This window comes from Nocardioides sp. AX2bis (assembly GCF_902506435.1).
GTDB lineage: Bacteria > Actinomycetota > Actinomycetes > Propionibacteriales > Nocardioidaceae > Nocardioides.
The window spans coordinates 83,249-97,450 of sequence record NZ_LR733215.1 but is presented as its reverse complement, the minus strand read 5'-3'; the positions used below and the strand labels follow the sequence as shown (position 1 = coordinate 97,450).

The 14,202-nt window shown below is 72.7% G+C and carries 19 protein-coding genes; 13 read left to right on the top strand and 6 right to left on the bottom strand.

What is annotated here, in order from left to right; all coding sequences use genetic code 11:
* The first annotated feature begins 8 nt into the window (after positions 1-8).
* From GV155_RS00485 to GV155_RS00470, 4 genes are read left to right on the top strand one after another with little or no spacing between them, the layout of a single operon-like run.
* Positions 9-275: an antitoxin gene (locus tag GV155_RS00485; protein ID WP_160004257.1), complete on the top strand. Its 267-nt coding sequence runs from the start codon at positions 9-11 to the stop codon at positions 273-275.
* Positions 272-499, top strand: a complete 228-nt coding sequence (locus GV155_RS00480) for a hypothetical protein (RefSeq protein ID WP_160004255.1) — start codon at positions 272-274, stop codon at positions 497-499. The genes GV155_RS00485 and GV155_RS00480 overlap by 4 nt, the downstream gene beginning before the upstream one ends.
* Positions 496-999 carry an NUDIX hydrolase gene (locus GV155_RS00475; protein WP_201300003.1) on the top strand — a complete coding sequence of 168 codons (504 nt, stop codon included), beginning with the start codon at positions 496-498 and terminating at the stop codon, positions 997-999. The genes GV155_RS00480 and GV155_RS00475 overlap by 4 nt, the downstream gene beginning before the upstream one ends.
* Entirely contained in the window at positions 996-1,259 is a 264-nt protein-coding gene (locus GV155_RS00470; RefSeq protein ID WP_160004253.1) for a hypothetical protein, read from the top strand. The genes GV155_RS00475 and GV155_RS00470 overlap by 4 nt, the downstream gene beginning before the upstream one ends.
* A 66-nt stretch (positions 1,260-1,325) precedes the next feature.
* Here the strand turns inward: GV155_RS00470 and GV155_RS00465 are convergent, their stop codons facing one another.
* Complete coding sequence (locus GV155_RS00465; protein WP_160004251.1) at positions 1,326-2,213, bottom strand: DUF559 domain-containing protein; 888 nt, start codon at positions 2,211-2,213, stop codon at positions 1,326-1,328.
* 90 nt (positions 2,214-2,303) lie between these two features.
* On the opposite strand from GV155_RS00465, the gene GV155_RS00460 reads away from it, so the two are divergent.
* A complete protein-coding gene (locus GV155_RS00460; RefSeq protein ID WP_160004249.1) occupies positions 2,304-2,600 on the top strand; it encodes a hypothetical protein in 297 nt (98 codons plus the stop codon).
* 15 nt (positions 2,601-2,615) lie between these two features.
* On the opposite strand, the gene miaB is transcribed toward GV155_RS00460, so the two are convergent.
* From miaB to GV155_RS00445, 3 genes are read right to left on the bottom strand one after another with little or no spacing between them, the layout of a single operon-like run.
* Positions 2,616-4,139, bottom strand: a complete 1,524-nt coding sequence (gene miaB / locus GV155_RS00455) for a tRNA (N6-isopentenyl adenosine(37)-C2)-methylthiotransferase MiaB (protein WP_160004247.1) — start codon at positions 4,137-4,139, stop codon at positions 2,616-2,618.
* 22 nt (positions 4,140-4,161) lie between these two features.
* Complete coding sequence (locus GV155_RS00450; protein ID WP_160004245.1) at positions 4,162-4,389, bottom strand: hypothetical protein; 228 nt, start codon at positions 4,387-4,389, stop codon at positions 4,162-4,164.
* A gap of 1 nt (position 4,390) precedes the next feature.
* Positions 4,391-5,830, bottom strand: a complete 1,440-nt coding sequence (locus tag GV155_RS00445) for a GntP family permease (RefSeq protein WP_236553769.1) — start codon at positions 5,828-5,830, stop codon at positions 4,391-4,393.
* Positions 5,831-5,980: 150 nt separating this feature from the next.
* Between GV155_RS00445 and GV155_RS00440 the strand changes: the two genes are divergently transcribed.
* From GV155_RS00440 to GV155_RS00425, 4 genes are all read left to right on the top strand, one after another.
* Positions 5,981-6,757, top strand: a complete 777-nt coding sequence (locus GV155_RS00440) for an amino acid ABC transporter ATP-binding protein (RefSeq protein ID WP_160004243.1) — start codon at positions 5,981-5,983, stop codon at positions 6,755-6,757.
* 18 nt (positions 6,758-6,775) lie between these two features.
* The gene (locus GV155_RS00435) at positions 6,776-7,669 is read left to right on the top strand and encodes a glutamate ABC transporter substrate-binding protein (RefSeq protein ID WP_160004241.1); all 894 of its coding nucleotides are present in this window, start codon (positions 6,776-6,778) and stop codon (positions 7,667-7,669) included.
* Between the two features lie 93 nt (positions 7,670-7,762).
* The gene (locus tag GV155_RS00430) at positions 7,763-8,416 is read left to right on the top strand and encodes an amino acid ABC transporter permease (RefSeq protein WP_160004239.1); all 654 of its coding nucleotides are present in this window, start codon (positions 7,763-7,765) and stop codon (positions 8,414-8,416) included.
* The gene (locus GV155_RS00425; protein WP_160004238.1) at positions 8,413-9,270 is read left to right on the top strand and encodes an amino acid ABC transporter permease; all 858 of its coding nucleotides are present in this window, start codon (positions 8,413-8,415) and stop codon (positions 9,268-9,270) included. The genes GV155_RS00430 and GV155_RS00425 overlap by 4 nt, the downstream gene beginning before the upstream one ends.
* A gap of 12 nt (positions 9,271-9,282) precedes the next feature.
* Here GV155_RS00425 and GV155_RS00420 read toward each other — a convergent pair whose 3' ends face one another.
* Both GV155_RS00420 and GV155_RS00415 read right to left on the bottom strand, forming a co-directional pair.
* Positions 9,283-9,759, bottom strand: coding sequence for a hotdog fold domain-containing protein (locus GV155_RS00420; protein WP_160004236.1), 477 nt, complete (start codon positions 9,757-9,759; stop codon positions 9,283-9,285).
* 38 nt (positions 9,760-9,797) lie between these two features.
* A complete protein-coding gene (locus GV155_RS00415; protein WP_236553766.1) occupies positions 9,798-10,052 on the bottom strand; it encodes a metal-sensitive transcriptional regulator in 255 nt (84 codons plus the stop codon).
* A 109-nt stretch (positions 10,053-10,161) separates the two neighbouring features.
* Between GV155_RS00415 and GV155_RS00410 the strand changes: the two genes are divergently transcribed.
* The 4 genes from GV155_RS00410 to GV155_RS00395 all read left to right on the top strand — a co-directional run bounded on the left by GV155_RS00410 (position 10,162) and on the right by GV155_RS00395 (position 14,200).
* Positions 10,162-10,713 (top strand): RNA polymerase sigma factor, encoded by a 552-nt coding sequence (locus tag GV155_RS00410; protein WP_160004234.1) that lies wholly within the window; start codon positions 10,162-10,164, stop codon positions 10,711-10,713.
* Positions 10,710-11,453, top strand: a complete 744-nt coding sequence (locus GV155_RS00405; protein WP_160004232.1) for a hypothetical protein — start codon at positions 10,710-10,712, stop codon at positions 11,451-11,453. The genes GV155_RS00410 and GV155_RS00405 overlap by 4 nt, the downstream gene beginning before the upstream one ends.
* Before the next feature lie 63 nt (positions 11,454-11,516).
* Positions 11,517-12,047 carry a PadR family transcriptional regulator gene (locus GV155_RS00400; RefSeq protein WP_160004230.1) on the top strand — a complete coding sequence of 177 codons (531 nt, stop codon included), beginning with the start codon at positions 11,517-11,519 and terminating at the stop codon, positions 12,045-12,047.
* The gene (locus GV155_RS00395) at positions 12,044-14,200 is read left to right on the top strand and encodes an FAD-dependent oxidoreductase (RefSeq protein WP_160004228.1); all 2,157 of its coding nucleotides are present in this window, start codon (positions 12,044-12,046) and stop codon (positions 14,198-14,200) included. Before GV155_RS00400 ends, GV155_RS00395 begins: the two co-directional genes overlap by 4 nt.
* Positions 14,201-14,202 lie beyond the last annotated feature (2 nt).

Here is a 14,202-nt window from a genome sequence, read left to right as displayed (position 1 = left end):
GAGGACCGATGAGCTTTCTCAACGACGCGAAGAAGAAGCTGACCAGGGCCGTCGACCAGCACGGCGACAAGATCTCCCAGGGGATCGACAAGGCCGCCGCAGCCGCCGACAAGCGCACCGGTGGCAAGCACGGCGACAAGATCGGCAAGGCGAGCGTCAAGGCCAAGGAGGCCCTGGAGAAGCTCGACGGCAAGAACGACGACTTCCGCGGCCCCGGCTCGACCGGTCCCACGGGTCCGACCGGTCCCACCGGCCCGACCGGTCCCCGCCCGTGAGCGGCAACCGCTCGACCAGCGACCCGACCATCGAGCCGGAGGACGGCACCAGCACCACGCCAGCCACCGAGGCCGACGACGCGCCGCCCGACCCGGCCGCGATGGGCACCCCGCCCGGCGAGCACTCCAGCGAGCTGCCCGGCGACAACGACGGCGACGCCGCGGACGCTCCCAGCCAGGAGGCCAACGCCGAGGAGTCCGAGCAGGGCCAGCCCTCCCAGTGAGCGCGACCCACGGCCGCTTCGTGGTCGTGCCGGCCGCCTACGTCTTCCTGCTGCGTGAGGCCGCAGGGGGCACGGAGGTGCTCCTGCAGCTCCGCCGCGGCACCGGGTTCATGGACGGTCATTGGGCCGCCGCGGCGGCCGGCCACGTCGAGCGCGGGGAGACCGCGGTGGACGCGGCGCGGCGCGAGGCCCGCGAGGAGATCGGTGTCGAGGTCGGCGAGCTGACGTTCGTCACCACCATGCAGCGCACCCGCGGCGGCGAGCCGATCGACGAGCGGGTGGACTTCTTCTTCCTGGCCCGCGACTGGCAGGGCGAGCCGTCGCTGCAGGAGCCGGACAAGTCGGCCGGCCTGAGGTGGTGCCCGCTCGACGGTCTCGACGAGCTGCCCGACCCCGTGGTGCCTCACGAGCGGCAGGTCCTCGCTAGCCTTCGCGGGGGCGCTGTCGCGCCCTACACGACCTTCGGGTTCAGCCCCGATCTTCTCGAGGAGACGTCATGAACAGCCAGGCACCCGGTCCGAAGCCCGAGCCCGAGGCCGAGCCCGGCGAGGTCGACCCCGGCGGCGCCGACGCGGTGCACCACGCCGACGGCGCGGAGCGCAGCGACGCCGTCCCCGCCGACCTCGACCCCTCGCTCAACCCCGCGGTCGACGACGCCCTGCCCGACGAGATGCGTCAGGGCGAGGACACCGACACCAAGGCCACCCGCGAGGACGAGGACGCCGACGACGTCGACCCCGAGGACGAGTCCCCCGTCTGAGGCGGCACCGTTGCTCCTGCGTAGCAACCGTCGACCATCCCGGAGCACGGGGCGCGTCGCCCCAGGTCAGCCCGTGGCGGCCAGCCCATTGCTACGCAGGAGCACCGAGCGGGTCAGCACCTCGGCCACCCAACCCGGGTCGCCCATGACCTGCTCGTAGGCGAACCGGAGCACGAGCCAACCGGCCGCGACCATCTCGTCGTAGCGGCGGCAGTCGTGAGCAAGCGCGGTCCGATTGCCGTGCCACGTGAACGAGTCGGCCTCGAGCACGATCTTGAGATGGTGGTCCACGAGGTCGGGTCGCCCCAGGAAGACCGCACCGGACCACAGCTCGGACTGTGGCCTGACACTGAGTCCTTCCACACCCAGGGCGATAGCCCGCAGGACCGATTCGAACGGGTTCGCCGCCTTGATGCTCGCCTGCTCAGCCACGCGGCGCGCCTGCATCGAACCGGGACCTTTCGTCGCCGAGGCCAGCTGCACCATCCGACGGTGCGTGACGCCTGCCCGGAGCGCCGAGTCGGCGATGGCGAGCGCTTCGTTGAACGGAAGGGCCCGTAAGCAGTCTGTGATCGTGCGATCGACGGACGTGGTCCGGATACCGCCGACGTCGACGACTTCCCCCTCCAGCCAGCCACGGTGGAGAGTCACCGTCCGGCGCACGGCCGCGTCGACGCGGCGGTTCTGCGGGACGACCACATCCGGTCGAGGAGGCACGACGGCCACGCCCCATCCGTGCTGCGCGGCCGCGCTGCGGTGGGAGAGGACAGCACCAGCCGCGTGTGCCAACCGGGGCGCCTGCGCTACGCCGGGCAGGACGTACCTGCCTCGGGAGAGCCGGACCACGAGCCCGGCCTCCCGGGCGGCCAAGAGCTGGTGGTCGTCGCACCGGCCCCGCAGCTGGGCGCGGGTGGCCACGCCCCCGAGCTCGGCCAGCACCTCCACCACGTCCACGCCGCCAGCATCGCCCGACCGGCGCCCCGCCCGCCGGCGTCATCCACAGGTGCGGCCCCACGCGGGCCCAGGCGCCCGTAGGGTCGGCGCATGAGCGAGAAGACCGGTCAGCCGGGCGAGGACGAGCTCGTCGCCTCCAACCCCAACGCCACCGGCCCCGACGGGGCCGCGGGCGACATGGGCGTCAGCAGCGAGCGCGAGGGGGCCACCGGCCCGGGACAGCACGGCACCGACGGCCAGCTCGACACCTCGCCGGGTCCCGCCGCCGACGAGGACGGCGAGCTGCCCGACGCGCCGATCCCGCCGGTCGCGGGCTACAACTCGCGCGACCCCCGCTCGAAGGAGACGCCCTACGAGCCCGGGCCGTCCTACGAGCGCGACAGCTGACGGCCGACCGAGGCCTCAGCTGCAGGCCGGCGCCGGCGGCAGCGGCGCCGGGACGCCCACGGCGGGCATCCCCAGTCCCACCCCGGCCGCGGGAGCGGGCCTGCCCTGGCGGGCGTCCCACGCGTCGCCCGAGCGCGTCCGACGCAGCCCCAGCACCGGCCCGTCGGCCACGAGGTGGTGCGGCGCGGCGTAGGTGATCTCCACCGTCACCACGTCACCGGGCCGCGGCCGCTCGCCCTCGGGCAGCGCGAAGTGGACCAGCCGGTTGTCCGGTCCGCGGCCCGAGAGCCGGGCGGTGGCGGCGTCCTTGCGCCCCTCCCCCTCGCTGACCAGCAGCTCGACCCGGCGTCCGACCAGCCGCTGGTTCTCCTCCCAGGCGATCTGGTTGACCTCGGCGGCGAGGCGCTCGTACCGGTCCTTGACGACCTCCGGCGGCACCTGGTCGGCCATGGTCGCGGCGGGCGTGCCCGGGCGCTGGGAGTACTGGAAGGTGAAGGCGCCGGCGAAGCGCGCCTCCCGCACCACCTCGAGCGTCTGCACGAAGTCCTCCTCGGTCTCGCCGGGGAAGCCCACGATGATGTCGGTGGTGATCGCCGCGTCGGGCATGGCCGCGCGCACCCGCTCGATGATCCCGAGGAACTTCGAGCGGCGGTACGACCGGCGCATCGCCTTGAGCACGCGGTCCGAGCCGGACTGCAGCGGCATGTGCAGCTGCGGCATCACCGTCGGCGTCTCGGCCATCGCCTCGATCACGTCGTCGGTGAACTCCGCCGGGTGGGGCGAGGTGAAGCGCACCCGCTCCAGCCCCTCGACCTGACCGCACGCGCGCAGCAGCTTCGAGAACGCCTGGCGGTCACCGAACTCCACGCCGTAGGCGTTCACGTTCTGCCCCAGCAGCGTCACCTCGGTCACGCCCTCGGCGACCAGCGCCTCGACCTCGGCCAGGATCTCGCCGGGCCGGCGGTCCTTCTCCTTGCCACGCAGCGCCGGGACGATGCAGAACGTGCACGTGTTGTTGCAGCCCACCGACACCGAGACCCAGGCGGCGTACGCCGAGTCGCGCTTGGTCGGCAGCGTCGAGGGGAACACGTCGAGCGACTCGAGGATCTCGACCTGTGCCTCCTCGGCGACCCGGGCGCGCTCGAGCAGCACCGGCAGCGCGCCGATGTTGTGGGTGCCGAAGACGACGTCGACGTAGGGCGCGCGGGCGGTGATCGTGTCGCGGTCCTTCTGCGCCAGGCACCCGCCGACGGCGATCTGCATCCCCGGCCGGGCGGCCTTGACCGGCGCGAGGTGGGAGAGGTTGCCGTACAGCTTGTTGTCGGCGTTCTCGCGCACCGCGCAGGTGTTGAAGACGACCACGTCGGCCTGCTCGCCGCGCGAGGCGGCGGCGTACCCGGCCTGCTCGAGCAGCCCGGTGAGGCGCTCGGAGTCGTGGACGTTCATCTGGCACCCGTAGGTCTTGACCTCGTAGGTGCGGGGGGACGGAGGTTGAGGAGCGAGCGCAGCGAGCGTCTCGAAACCGGGAGCAGCAGTCATGGCGCTCCCAGGGTACGGCGGGTCAGCCGCGCGGGCTGCCACGCCCGTCGTCCCAGTCGTCCCCGTCCGGCGGCAGCACCGCCCGGCGTACGCCCCGCCGCGCCATCACGACCCCGACCGCGACCGGGACCAGCAACCAGGTGCCCGGCTGCGACCAGGCGTCCCGGTCGACCAGGCGCGCCACGACGAGCAGGGCCACGACCAGGCCCAGCGCGACCAGCAGGTCCCGGGCGACCCCCGGCGCGGGCACCTCAGAACCCGCCGAAGGCGGTGCCGAGCAGGATCACGGTGACCAGCGCGGCCACCGGGATCACCACGGCCACGACGAAGATGTCCTTGTAGGACTGGCGGTGCGTGAGCCCGCAGATGGCCAGCACCGTGATCACCGCGCCGTTGTGCGGCAGGGCGTCGAAGCCGCCGGCGGCCAGCACGGTGACGCGGTGCATCAGCTCCAGGCTGATCCCCTGGTCCTCGGCCAGCCCGCGGAACTGCTCACCCAGGGCCTGCAGCGCGATGCTCATCCCGCCCGAGGCGGAGCCGGTGATGCCGGCCAGCACGTTGACCGAGACCGCCAGCGAGATGACCGGGTTGTTGGAGATCCCGAGCACCGCGTCCCGGACGATCCGGAAGGCCGGCAGGGCGGCGATGACGGCGCCGTACCCGACCTCGGAGGCGGTGTTGAAGATCGGCAGGAACGAGGCGAAGCTGCCTTCGTTGATGATCTTCCTCAGGTCGGCCAGGCGGGTCCAGTTCAGCGCGACGACGAGCAGGCAGGCCACCACGAGGGCGACCACGATCGCCCAGATGCCGCCGACGGTCTCGAGGTCGGTGGCCCCGTACGCGTCCTCGGCCAGGTAGGAGGTGTCCATCGCCGGGAAGACCAGCCGCACCAGCAGCAGGTTGACCGCGATCACCACGACGATCGGCAGGAAGGCCAGCAGGGCCGAGGGCCGCGGGCGGGTGTCGGTGGCGGCCGTCCCGGCCTCCACCTTCGTCGCGGTACCGGCGGCGGCGGCCGCCTTCTCGGCCTTGGCGGTGTCCCCCGCGTCGAGGTAGCCCTCCCCCGCGGCCTGGAGCTTCTTCGAGCGGTGCCCCAGCCACCACGTGCCGCCGCCGAACATGATGACGGCGGCGATGATGCCCAGCCCGGGGGCGGCGAAGGCGTCGGTGCCGAAGAACGGCGCCGGGATCGCGTTCTGGATCTGCGGGGTGCCGGGCAGCGCGGTCATCGTGAAGGTGAACGAGCCGAGCGCGATCGAGGCCGGGATCAGCCGCTTGGGCACGCCGGCCTCGCGGAACATCGCCGCCGCGATCGGGAAGACGGCGAAGGCGACCACGAACAGCGACACCCCGCCGTACGTCAGGACCGCGCAGGCCAGGACGACGGCGAGGATCGCGCGGCTGCCGCCGAGCTTGTCGACGATGAAGTACGCGATCGCGCGCGCGGAGCCCGAGTCGTCCATCAGCTTGCCGAAGATGGCGCCGAGCAGGAACAGCGGGAAGTAGGTGATGACGTAGCCGCCGAGCGCCGGCATGAACACCTGGGTGTAGGTGGCCAGCAGGGGCACGCCGCCGGCGAAGACGGTCGCGAGCAGCGCCATCAGCGGCGCCAGGATGATCACGTTGACGCCGCGGTAGGCGAACAGGATCAGCAGCGCGAGGGACAGGACGATCCCGATCAGACCGATCACGGGGAGCTCCTCGGGGCTCGGGGCGGACGATCGAAGAACCCTAGGGCACCTTCGCCCGTCGGGGTGGTCCGGTCACAGCCGGGTCACGACTAGGCCACCCGGGTCCTCCGACATGGCCGGAGGTCCCTCGGGATGGCTAGGGTGCGCCGCATGACCGTGCAGCAGGACCGCGAGATCAACGCCGCGACCGGACAGCCCCTCGTCGTGCTGGAGAAGGTCAACAAGCACTTCGGTGCGCTGCACGTGCTCCAGGACATCGACCTGTCGATCAAGCGCGGCGAGGTCGTCGTCGTGATCGGCCCGTCGGGCTCGGGAAAGTCGACGCTGTGCCGCGCGATCAACCGGCTCGAGACCATCGACGACGGCTCGATCACGCTCGACGGCCAGCCGCTGCCGGCCGAGGGCAAGGCCCTGGCGAACCTGCGCGCCGAGGTCGGCATGGTCTTCCAGAGCTTCAACCTCTTCGCCCACAAGACGATCCTCGAGAACGTCACGCTCGGCCCGATCAAGGTCCGGGGCGTGAAGAAGGCCGACGCCGACAAGCGGGCGATGGAGCTGCTGGAGCGGGTCGGCATCGCCCACCAGGCGCAGAAGTACCCCGCCCAGCTCTCCGGCGGCCAGCAGCAGCGCGTGGCCATCGCCCGCGCGCTGGCGATGGACCCCAAGGTGATGCTCTTCGACGAGCCGACCTCGGCGCTGGACCCGGAGATGATCAAGGAGGTCCTCGACGTCATGGTCGAGCTCGCCGAGCAGGGCATGACGATGGTCGTGGTCACCCACGAGATGGGCTTCGCTCGCACCGCGGCCCACCGCGTCGTCTTCATGGCCGACGGCGCGATCGCCGAGGAGAACACCCCCCACGAGTTCTTCACCAACCCGCGCACCGCCCGCGCCCAGGACTTCCTGGGCAAGATCCTCAAGCACTGAACCCCTAGGAGAACGCACATGCGCATCCACCGTCTCAAGCTCGCGGCCGTGGCCGTGGGTCTCTCGACCGCCCTGGCCGCCTGCGGTGACGCCGGCTCCAGCGGCTCCAGCGACACCCCCGACGTGGAGGTCCAGGAGGACGCCGCCTCGCAGTTCGAGGAGGGCAGCCGGATGGCCGAGCTCGCCGAGTCCGGCGAGATCACGATCGGCGTGAAGTACGACCAGCCCGGGATCGGGTTCAAGGGCGCCACCGACGACGCCCCGGTCGGCTTCGACCCCGAGATGGGCAAGGTGCTCGCCGCCAGCCTCGGCATCGCCCCGGAGGACATCACCTGGAAGGAGACGATCTCGGACAACCGGGAGCCGTTCCTCCAGGAGGGCGAGGTCGACCTCGTCATCGCCTCGTACTCCATCACCGACGAGCGCCGCGCGATCGTCGGCCAGGCCGGTCCGTACTACGTCACCGGCCAGCAGCTGCTCGTGCCGACCGACTCCGAGATCGAGACGATCGGCGACGTCGAGGGAACCGAGGTGTGCTCGGTGACCGGCTCGACCTCGCTGGACAACATCGAGCAGGAGGGCGCCACCCCCCGCGGGTTCGACACCTACTCCGAGTGCGTCGACCAGGTCCTCAACGGCAGCATCGACGCGATGACCACCGACGGTGCGATCCTGCTCGGCTACGCCGCCGAGGCGCCCGACGACCTCAAGGTCGTCGTCGAGCCCTTCTCCGAGGAGCGGTACGGCGTGGGCTACTCGTCCGACTCCCCGGAGATGTGCCAGTGGATCACCGACACGATCACGGCGGCGGAGGAGGACGGCACCTGGGCCGCGGCCTTCGAGGCCACCCTGGGCCAGTCCGGCGTCGAGACCCCCGAGCCCCCGGCCATGGACGAGTGCGCGGCGGCCTGACCGCCGGGCGCAGCCGCGCCCTCCTGATCCGCTGAACCCGGGCGGGGCGGACCGAGCAGGTCCGCCCCGCCCCGCACGTCGAGAGGAACCGCGGTGGACGACGTCACCAGCAACTTCGACCTGGTGCTGAGCGCCTTCTGGCTCACCATCCAGCTCGCCCTGATCTCCGGGCTGGCCTCGCTGGTCCTGGGCACGCTCCTGGCCGCCATGAGGGTCGGGCCGGTGGCCGTGCTGCGCCGGGCCGCCGGCGTCTACGTCAACGTCGTGCGCAACACCCCGCTGCTGATCGTGTTCCTCTTCGTCTTCATCGCGATCCCCAACGTCGGCTACCTGACCGACACGCCGTTCCTGCTCAAGGGCGTCATCGCGCTGACCTTCTACACCTCGGCGTTCGTCTGCGAGGCCCTGCGCGCAGGCATCAACTCCGTGCCGCTCGGCCAGGCCGAGGCCGCCCGCGCGATCGGCCTGACCTTCGGCCAGAACATGACCAACGTCGTGCTGCCGCAGGCGTTCCGCGCCGTGGTCCCGCCGCTGGCCAGCGTCCTGATCGCGCTCACGAAGAACACCTCGGTCGCGGCTGCGTTCGGCCTGCTCGAGGCCACCGCGCGGATGCGGGGCTTCACCAACAACAACGCCGACGACCGGCTCCTGATCTTCGCCACCTTCGCCCTCGGCTACATCATCGTCGTCGAGCTGATCAGCCTCGGCGCCTTCGGCCTCGAGCGACGCTGGAAGGCGGCCCGATGAGCAACGTCCTCTTCGACACCCCCGGGCCGCGCACCGTCGCCCGGCACCGCCTCTACACCGTCGCCACCGTGCTGGCGCTGCTCGTGCTGGCCGGAGCCGTGCTGTGGGTGCTGTGGACCAACGGCGAGCTCGACTACGACCCGTGGGAGTTCGTCGTCACCCCGGCGTTCCTGCAGGTGCTCGGGCAGGGCACCTGGACCACGCTGACGCAGGCCGTCGCCGCCATCGCGCTGGCCCTGGTGTTCGGCGTGGTCTTCGGTGTCGGCAAGCTCTCGGACCACGCCTGGCTGCGCTGGCCCTGCTGGGCGGTGGTCGAGTTCTTCCGCGCCGTCCCGCTGCTGCTGCTGATCGTCTTCATCTTCTTCGCCTACGGCGTCGGTGACGGGATCGGACCGTACTGGTCCCTGGTCATCGGGCTGATGCTCTACAACGGCGCCGTGGTCGCGGAGATCCTCCGCGCCGGCGTGCTGGCCGTGCCGAAGGGCCAGGGCGAGGCCGCGTACGCGATCGGCATGCGCAAGACCCAGGTGATGAGCATCGTGCTGCTGCCGCAGGCGGTGAAGATCATGCTGCCTGCGCTGATCAGCCAGCTGGTGGTCGCTCTCAAGGACACCAGCCTGGGCTTCTACATCGCCGCCCCCGGCCTGACCTACGTCGGCCGGTCGATCTGGACCGAGCTGGGCAACCAGTTCCAGGTCGCCGTGGTCGTCGCCACCATCTACATCGTGCTGAACCTGCTGCTGAGCGGCCTGGCCACGATCGTGCAGCGTCGTCTGGTCGGCGAGACCAGCCCGATCGACCTCACCGACGTCGGCAACATGCAGGGCGGCCAGAGCACCGGCGGCGGCATCTGAGGTCCCCGGACCTCAGCGCCGCGGCGTCACCCAGAGCCGGATGACGCCCTCGACCACGACGGTCCCGTCGTCGCGCACCCCGCGTACCCGCACGGGCACGTCGGGGTCGTCGCCGGTCCACTGCCCCCGGTCGGTCTCGGCGATGCAGGTGATGTCGCTGGTCGCCTTGGCGGTGTAGGCCACCTCCATCCCCCTCGGGATCCAGCGCTTGTCGGCCGGGATCGACACCTCGGCCAGCGCGCCCATCGCCGCCTCGAGGCCGTTGCACAGCGCGATCGCGTGCACCGTGCCGAGGTGGTTCTGCACCGAGCGGCGCTTGGGCACGACCAGCTCGGCGTGGTCGGGACGCAGCTCGGTGAAGCGGGGTCGGACCGTGCGGAAGTACGGCGCCTTCTGCGCGAAGCCGAAGGAGAACGCGCGGCGACCGAGGCTCGCGCCCACGACCGGGAGGCTGGTGGCGCGCTGCCACAGGGCGAGGGCCTGACTCATGCTGCCGGACATTACCGGTCGGTAACCCCGCCGCGGGATCAGGCCAGCGACAGGACCAGCCTCTCGATCTCGGCGAGGCGCTCGTCGTCCAGCTCCTCACCCTCGGCCAGGCTGCGGCGCAGGTCGAGGGCGACCAGCGCGAAGCCGGCGCGGTCGAGCGCGCCACCGACCGCCTTGAGCTGCTGGACCACGGACTCGAGGTCCCGGCCCTCCTCGACCATCCGCAGGACACCGCCGAGCTGGCCCTGCGCGCGCTTGATCCGGTTCAGGACCGGGCGCAGCTCGAGCGGCACCGGGGCCGGGATCGGGTCGCCTGGGCCGGATTCCTGGGGCCGGTGGGGCTGACGGCACGCCGTCGTCGGTCGCGGTAACACCCACGGACCGGCCGGACACTACTGAGACATGAGCATCCACGACCACCGCGACGAGTTCACCCGCTCCTGGGGGCGCGACGGGCCGCGCGTCGCCGCGTACGTCCGCCGCCACGTGCCGCCCGCCGACGTCCAGGACGTGGTGGCGGAGACGTTCCTGCAGGCCTGGCGACGGTGGGCCGACGTCCCGGAACCGCCGATCGCCTGGTTGATCGGCGCCGCCCGCAAGGTCGTCGGCAACCACCGTCGCGCGGCGGGACGTCGTACGGCGCTCCACGACCGCCTGCTCCTGCTGTCGGCCGCGGCCGCGGCCGCCGAGGACGCGGGCGTCGTCGCCGCCGAGCGGCAGGAGGCGCTCCACGCCCTCGCCGCTCTGCCCGACGAGCAGCGCGAGGCCCTGCTCCTGCTGGCGTGGGACGGACTGACGACCGCCGAGGCGGCCGCCGTCGTCGGCATCCGCAGCGGCACCCTCCGGGTCCGCGCCCACCGGGCCCGCCAGGCGCTGGAGCACGGCGCCGCCGCCCACCCCTCTGCACGTCCCACCGCCACCAGCGTGGCCATGAACAACGGGAGCACCCGATGAACCACCACGACACCGTGAGCCGTCTCGCCCCCACCCCGCAGGAGCTCGACCCGCAGTGGTCGACGACCGCGCTGGCCAGGATCCTGGCCGAGCAGCCGACCGCCCCTCCCCGCCGCCGTCGGCGGGTGGTGGCCCTGTCGGCCTCGGGGCTGCTGGCCCTCACCGCCGGCGCCGGGACCGCCTTCGCCCTCAGCGGCCCGGGCGAGGTCGTCAAGGAGGCGATCCTCGGCTTCGCCGAGTCCCCCGACACCACGGGCTACGGCCTGGGCCGGCTCGAGGACCCGCTGCTGGTCGCCGAGTTCGACGACCGGACCGGTCACTTCGCGCTGTGGATCGCCGGGTCCTCGACCGGCAAGACTTGCTACGCCGTCAGCCACGGTGAGGGCGCGTGGGACGGCACCGGCGTCCCGACGGAGGACCAGCTCGAGTACGGCTGCGACCCGTTGGTGGTCGGACCCGACGGGAGGTCGACCCTCCTGGTCACGCGGCCCGACCAGCTCGGCGGGTTCTTCGACGACCAGCGGAACCCGATCGTCTACGGGGTCTCGCCGTACGCCGACGCCGTCGCGGTCCGGGTGACCGGGGACGGGGTCGACCGGACGCTCCCGGTGCGGCCGGACTCGCTCGGCTACGGCGCCGCCCTGCCCGAGGCCGCCTCCACCAGGGCAGTCAGGCTGACCTTCCTCGACGCCGCCGGCGTGGAGCTGGGCTCCAAGCGGTCGGTCGCACCCGTGGGCTGAGGTGAAGACCCACGCCATCCGCCCCTCTTGCAACTCGTTGCATAGGTGCGGCACCATGACGGCATGGCCCTCGAGCACGTGCTGCTGGTCGCGCTGCGCGAGCAGCCCGGCTCCGGGCTCGAGCTGACCCGCCGGTTCGAGCGCTCGCTGGGCTACTTCTGGCACGCCACCCACCAGCAGATCTACCGCGTGCTGGCGCGGATGGAGGCCGACGGCTGGGTCTCGGTCGAGACCGTGCCCCAGGTCGGGCGGCCCGACAAGCGCACCTTCACCGTCACCCCGGACGGCGAGGACGCCCTCGCCGTCTGGCTGGCGGAGCCGACGCCGATGGAGACCTTCCGCAGCGAGCTGGCCGTCAAGCTGCGCGGGGCGTCGTACGGCGACCGCGCAGCGGTGCTCGACCTCGTGCGCGACCAGCTGGGCGAGCACACCGCCCGGCTGGCGCACTACGAGCAGCTGGCCGACCGCGACTACCCGGACCCCGCCGCGCTGGCCGGCCCCGACCTCGACCGGCACCTGGTGCTGCGCGGCGGGATCGGCCTGGAGCGGTTCTGGGTCACCTGGCTCACCGAGTACCTGGAGGCACACGCATGACCGACCCCACCGCCGGCACCGAACCCACGGGCACCGACCCCACCGACACCCCGTACCCCCACCTGCTCGAGCCGATCACGCTCGGCGGCGACGGCACGGGCGCCGGCGGCCTCACGCTCCGCAACCGCGTGGTGATGGGCTCGATGCACACCGGGCTCGAGGACACCGTCCGCGACCTCCCGCGGCTGGCGGCGTACGTCGCCGAACGGGCCCGCGGCGGCGTCGGCCTGATCGTCACCGGCGGCTACGCCCCTGACAAGCGCGGCTGGCTCAAGCCGCTGGCCTCCGAGATGACCACGCGGCTCCAGGCGATGCGCCACCGCGAGGTCACCGGAGCCGTCCACGACGAGGGCGGGGCGATCGCGCTGCAGGTGCTGCACGCCGGGCGGTACGGCTACCACCCGTTCAGCGTCTCGGCCTCGCGCCGGAAGTCGCCGATCACGCCGTTCCGCCCGAGCGCGCTGTCGTCGCGCGGCGTCGACCGGACCGCCACCCACTTCGCCCGCACCGCGGCGCTGGCCGTGAAGGCCGGCTACGACGCGGTCGAGGTGATGGGCTCGGAGGGCTACCTGATCAACCAGTTCCTCGCCTCGCGCACCAACGACCGGACCGACGCCTGGGGCGGGAGCGCCGAGAAGCGGATGCGCTTCCCGCTCGAGGTCGTGCGCCGCACCCGCGAGCTGGTCGGCGGCGACCTGCCGGTCGTGTACCGGATCTCCCTGCTCGACCTGGTCGAGGGCGGGCAGACCTGGGAGGAGGTCCTGGAGCTGGCCCAGCGCCTGGTCGGCGCCGGCGTCACCGTGCTCAACACCGGCATCGGCTGGCACGAGGCGCGGGTGCCCACGATCATCACGCAGGTCCCGCCGGGGGCCTGGCGCGACGCCACCGCCCGGCTCCGGGCCGACCTGCACGCGTCGGGCCACGTCGTCCCGGTCTGCGCGTCGAACCGGATCAACACCCCCGAGATGGCCGAGGAGGTGCTGGCCACCGGCCAGGCCGACCTGGTCTCGATGGCCCGGCCGCTGCTGGCCGACCCGACGTTCGTGGCCAAGGCCGCGGCCGGGCGCGCGGACGAGATCAACACCTGCATCGCCTGCAACCAGGCCTGCCTCGACCACGCCTTCGCCAACCGCACGGCCTCCTGCCTGGTCAACCCGCGGGCGTGCCGCGAGACCACGCTGGTGCTGGCCCCCACCCGCTCCCGGGCCCGGGTCGCGGTCGTCGGCGCCGGGCCCGCCGGGCTGGCCACCGCCGTCTCGGCCGCCGAGCGCGGCCTGGCCGTGACGCTCTTCGAGCAGCGCCCCGAGATCGGCGGGCAGTTCCGCTACGCGATGGCCGTGCCCGGCAAGGAGGACTTCGCCCACACGCTGCGCTACTACGCGCGCCGGCTCGACGTCCTCGGCGTCGACGTGCGCCTGTCCACCAGCGCGTCCGTCGCCGACCTGCGCGGCTTCGACGAGGTCGTCGTCGCCACCGGCGTCGAGCCGCGCGTCCCCGACCTCGAGGGCGTCGACCACCCCAGCGTCGTCACCTACGCCCAGGTCCTCTCCGGCGAGATCGTCCCCGGCGCGCGGGTCGCGGTGGTCGGGGCCGGCGGGATCGGCGTCGACACCAGCCACTTCCTGGCCCACGACCCGACCGAGACGCTCCAGGACTGGAAGGACCACTGGGGCGTCGGTGACCCCGCGGAGCACCCCGGCGGGCTGACCGGGCGCACCCCCCGCACCCCCGCCCGCCAGGTGACGCTGCTCCAGCGCAAGACCTCGACCATCGGCCGCGACCTCGGGAAGACGTCGGGCTGGGCGCACCGCGCGGTGCTGAAGCAGTCCGGGGTCGAGCAGGTCCGCGGGGTGACCTACACCCACGTCGACGACGCCGGGCTGCACGTCGTGGTCGACGGCGCCGAACGGGTCCTCGAGGTCGACCACGTCGTGCTCTGCGCCGGTCAGGAGTCCGTCCGGGGCCTGTACGACGCGCTGGCCGCGCTGCCCGAGGCCGGCCGGCCGCGCCTGCACCTGGTCGGCGGGGCCGACCTGGCCGCCGAGCTGGACGCCGAGCGCGCGATCGAGCAGGGCACCCGCGTGGCCGCCGGCCTCGGCGACCGCCTGCCGGACCGTCCCTCGGTCGACGCACCTGTCGGCGCCCCCGCGTAGCG

Excerpts from the sequence above, each read along its gene's own strand:
- GV155_RS00485 (WP_160004257.1), top strand. The coding sequence starts at position 9 with ATGAGCTTTCTCAACGACGCGAAGAAGAAGCTGACCAGGGCCGTCGAC.
- GV155_RS00470 (WP_160004253.1), top strand. The coding sequence starts at position 996 with ATGAACAGCCAGGCACCCGGTCCGAAGCCCGAGCCCGAGGCCGAGCCC.
- GV155_RS00460 (WP_160004249.1), top strand. The coding sequence starts at position 2,304 with ATGAGCGAGAAGACCGGTCAGCCGGGCGAGGACGAGCTCGTCGCCTCC.
- miaB (WP_160004247.1), bottom strand. The coding sequence starts at position 4,139 with ATGACTGCTGCTCCCGGTTTCGAGACGCTCGCTGCGCTCGCTCCTCAA.
- GV155_RS00440 (WP_160004243.1), top strand. The coding sequence starts at position 5,981 with ATGACCGTGCAGCAGGACCGCGAGATCAACGCCGCGACCGGACAGCCC.
- GV155_RS00435 (WP_160004241.1), top strand. The coding sequence starts at position 6,776 with ATGCGCATCCACCGTCTCAAGCTCGCGGCCGTGGCCGTGGGTCTCTCG.
- GV155_RS00425 (WP_160004238.1), top strand. The coding sequence starts at position 8,413 with ATGAGCAACGTCCTCTTCGACACCCCCGGGCCGCGCACCGTCGCCCGG.
- GV155_RS00420 (WP_160004236.1), bottom strand. The coding sequence starts at position 9,759 with ATGAGTCAGGCCCTCGCCCTGTGGCAGCGCGCCACCAGCCTCCCGGTC.
- GV155_RS00410 (WP_160004234.1), top strand. The coding sequence starts at position 10,162 with ATGAGCATCCACGACCACCGCGACGAGTTCACCCGCTCCTGGGGGCGC.
- GV155_RS00405 (WP_160004232.1), top strand. The coding sequence starts at position 10,710 with ATGAACCACCACGACACCGTGAGCCGTCTCGCCCCCACCCCGCAGGAG.
- GV155_RS00400 (WP_160004230.1), top strand. The coding sequence starts at position 11,517 with ATGGCCCTCGAGCACGTGCTGCTGGTCGCGCTGCGCGAGCAGCCCGGC.
- GV155_RS00395 (WP_160004228.1), top strand. The coding sequence starts at position 12,044 with ATGACCGACCCCACCGCCGGCACCGAACCCACGGGCACCGACCCCACC.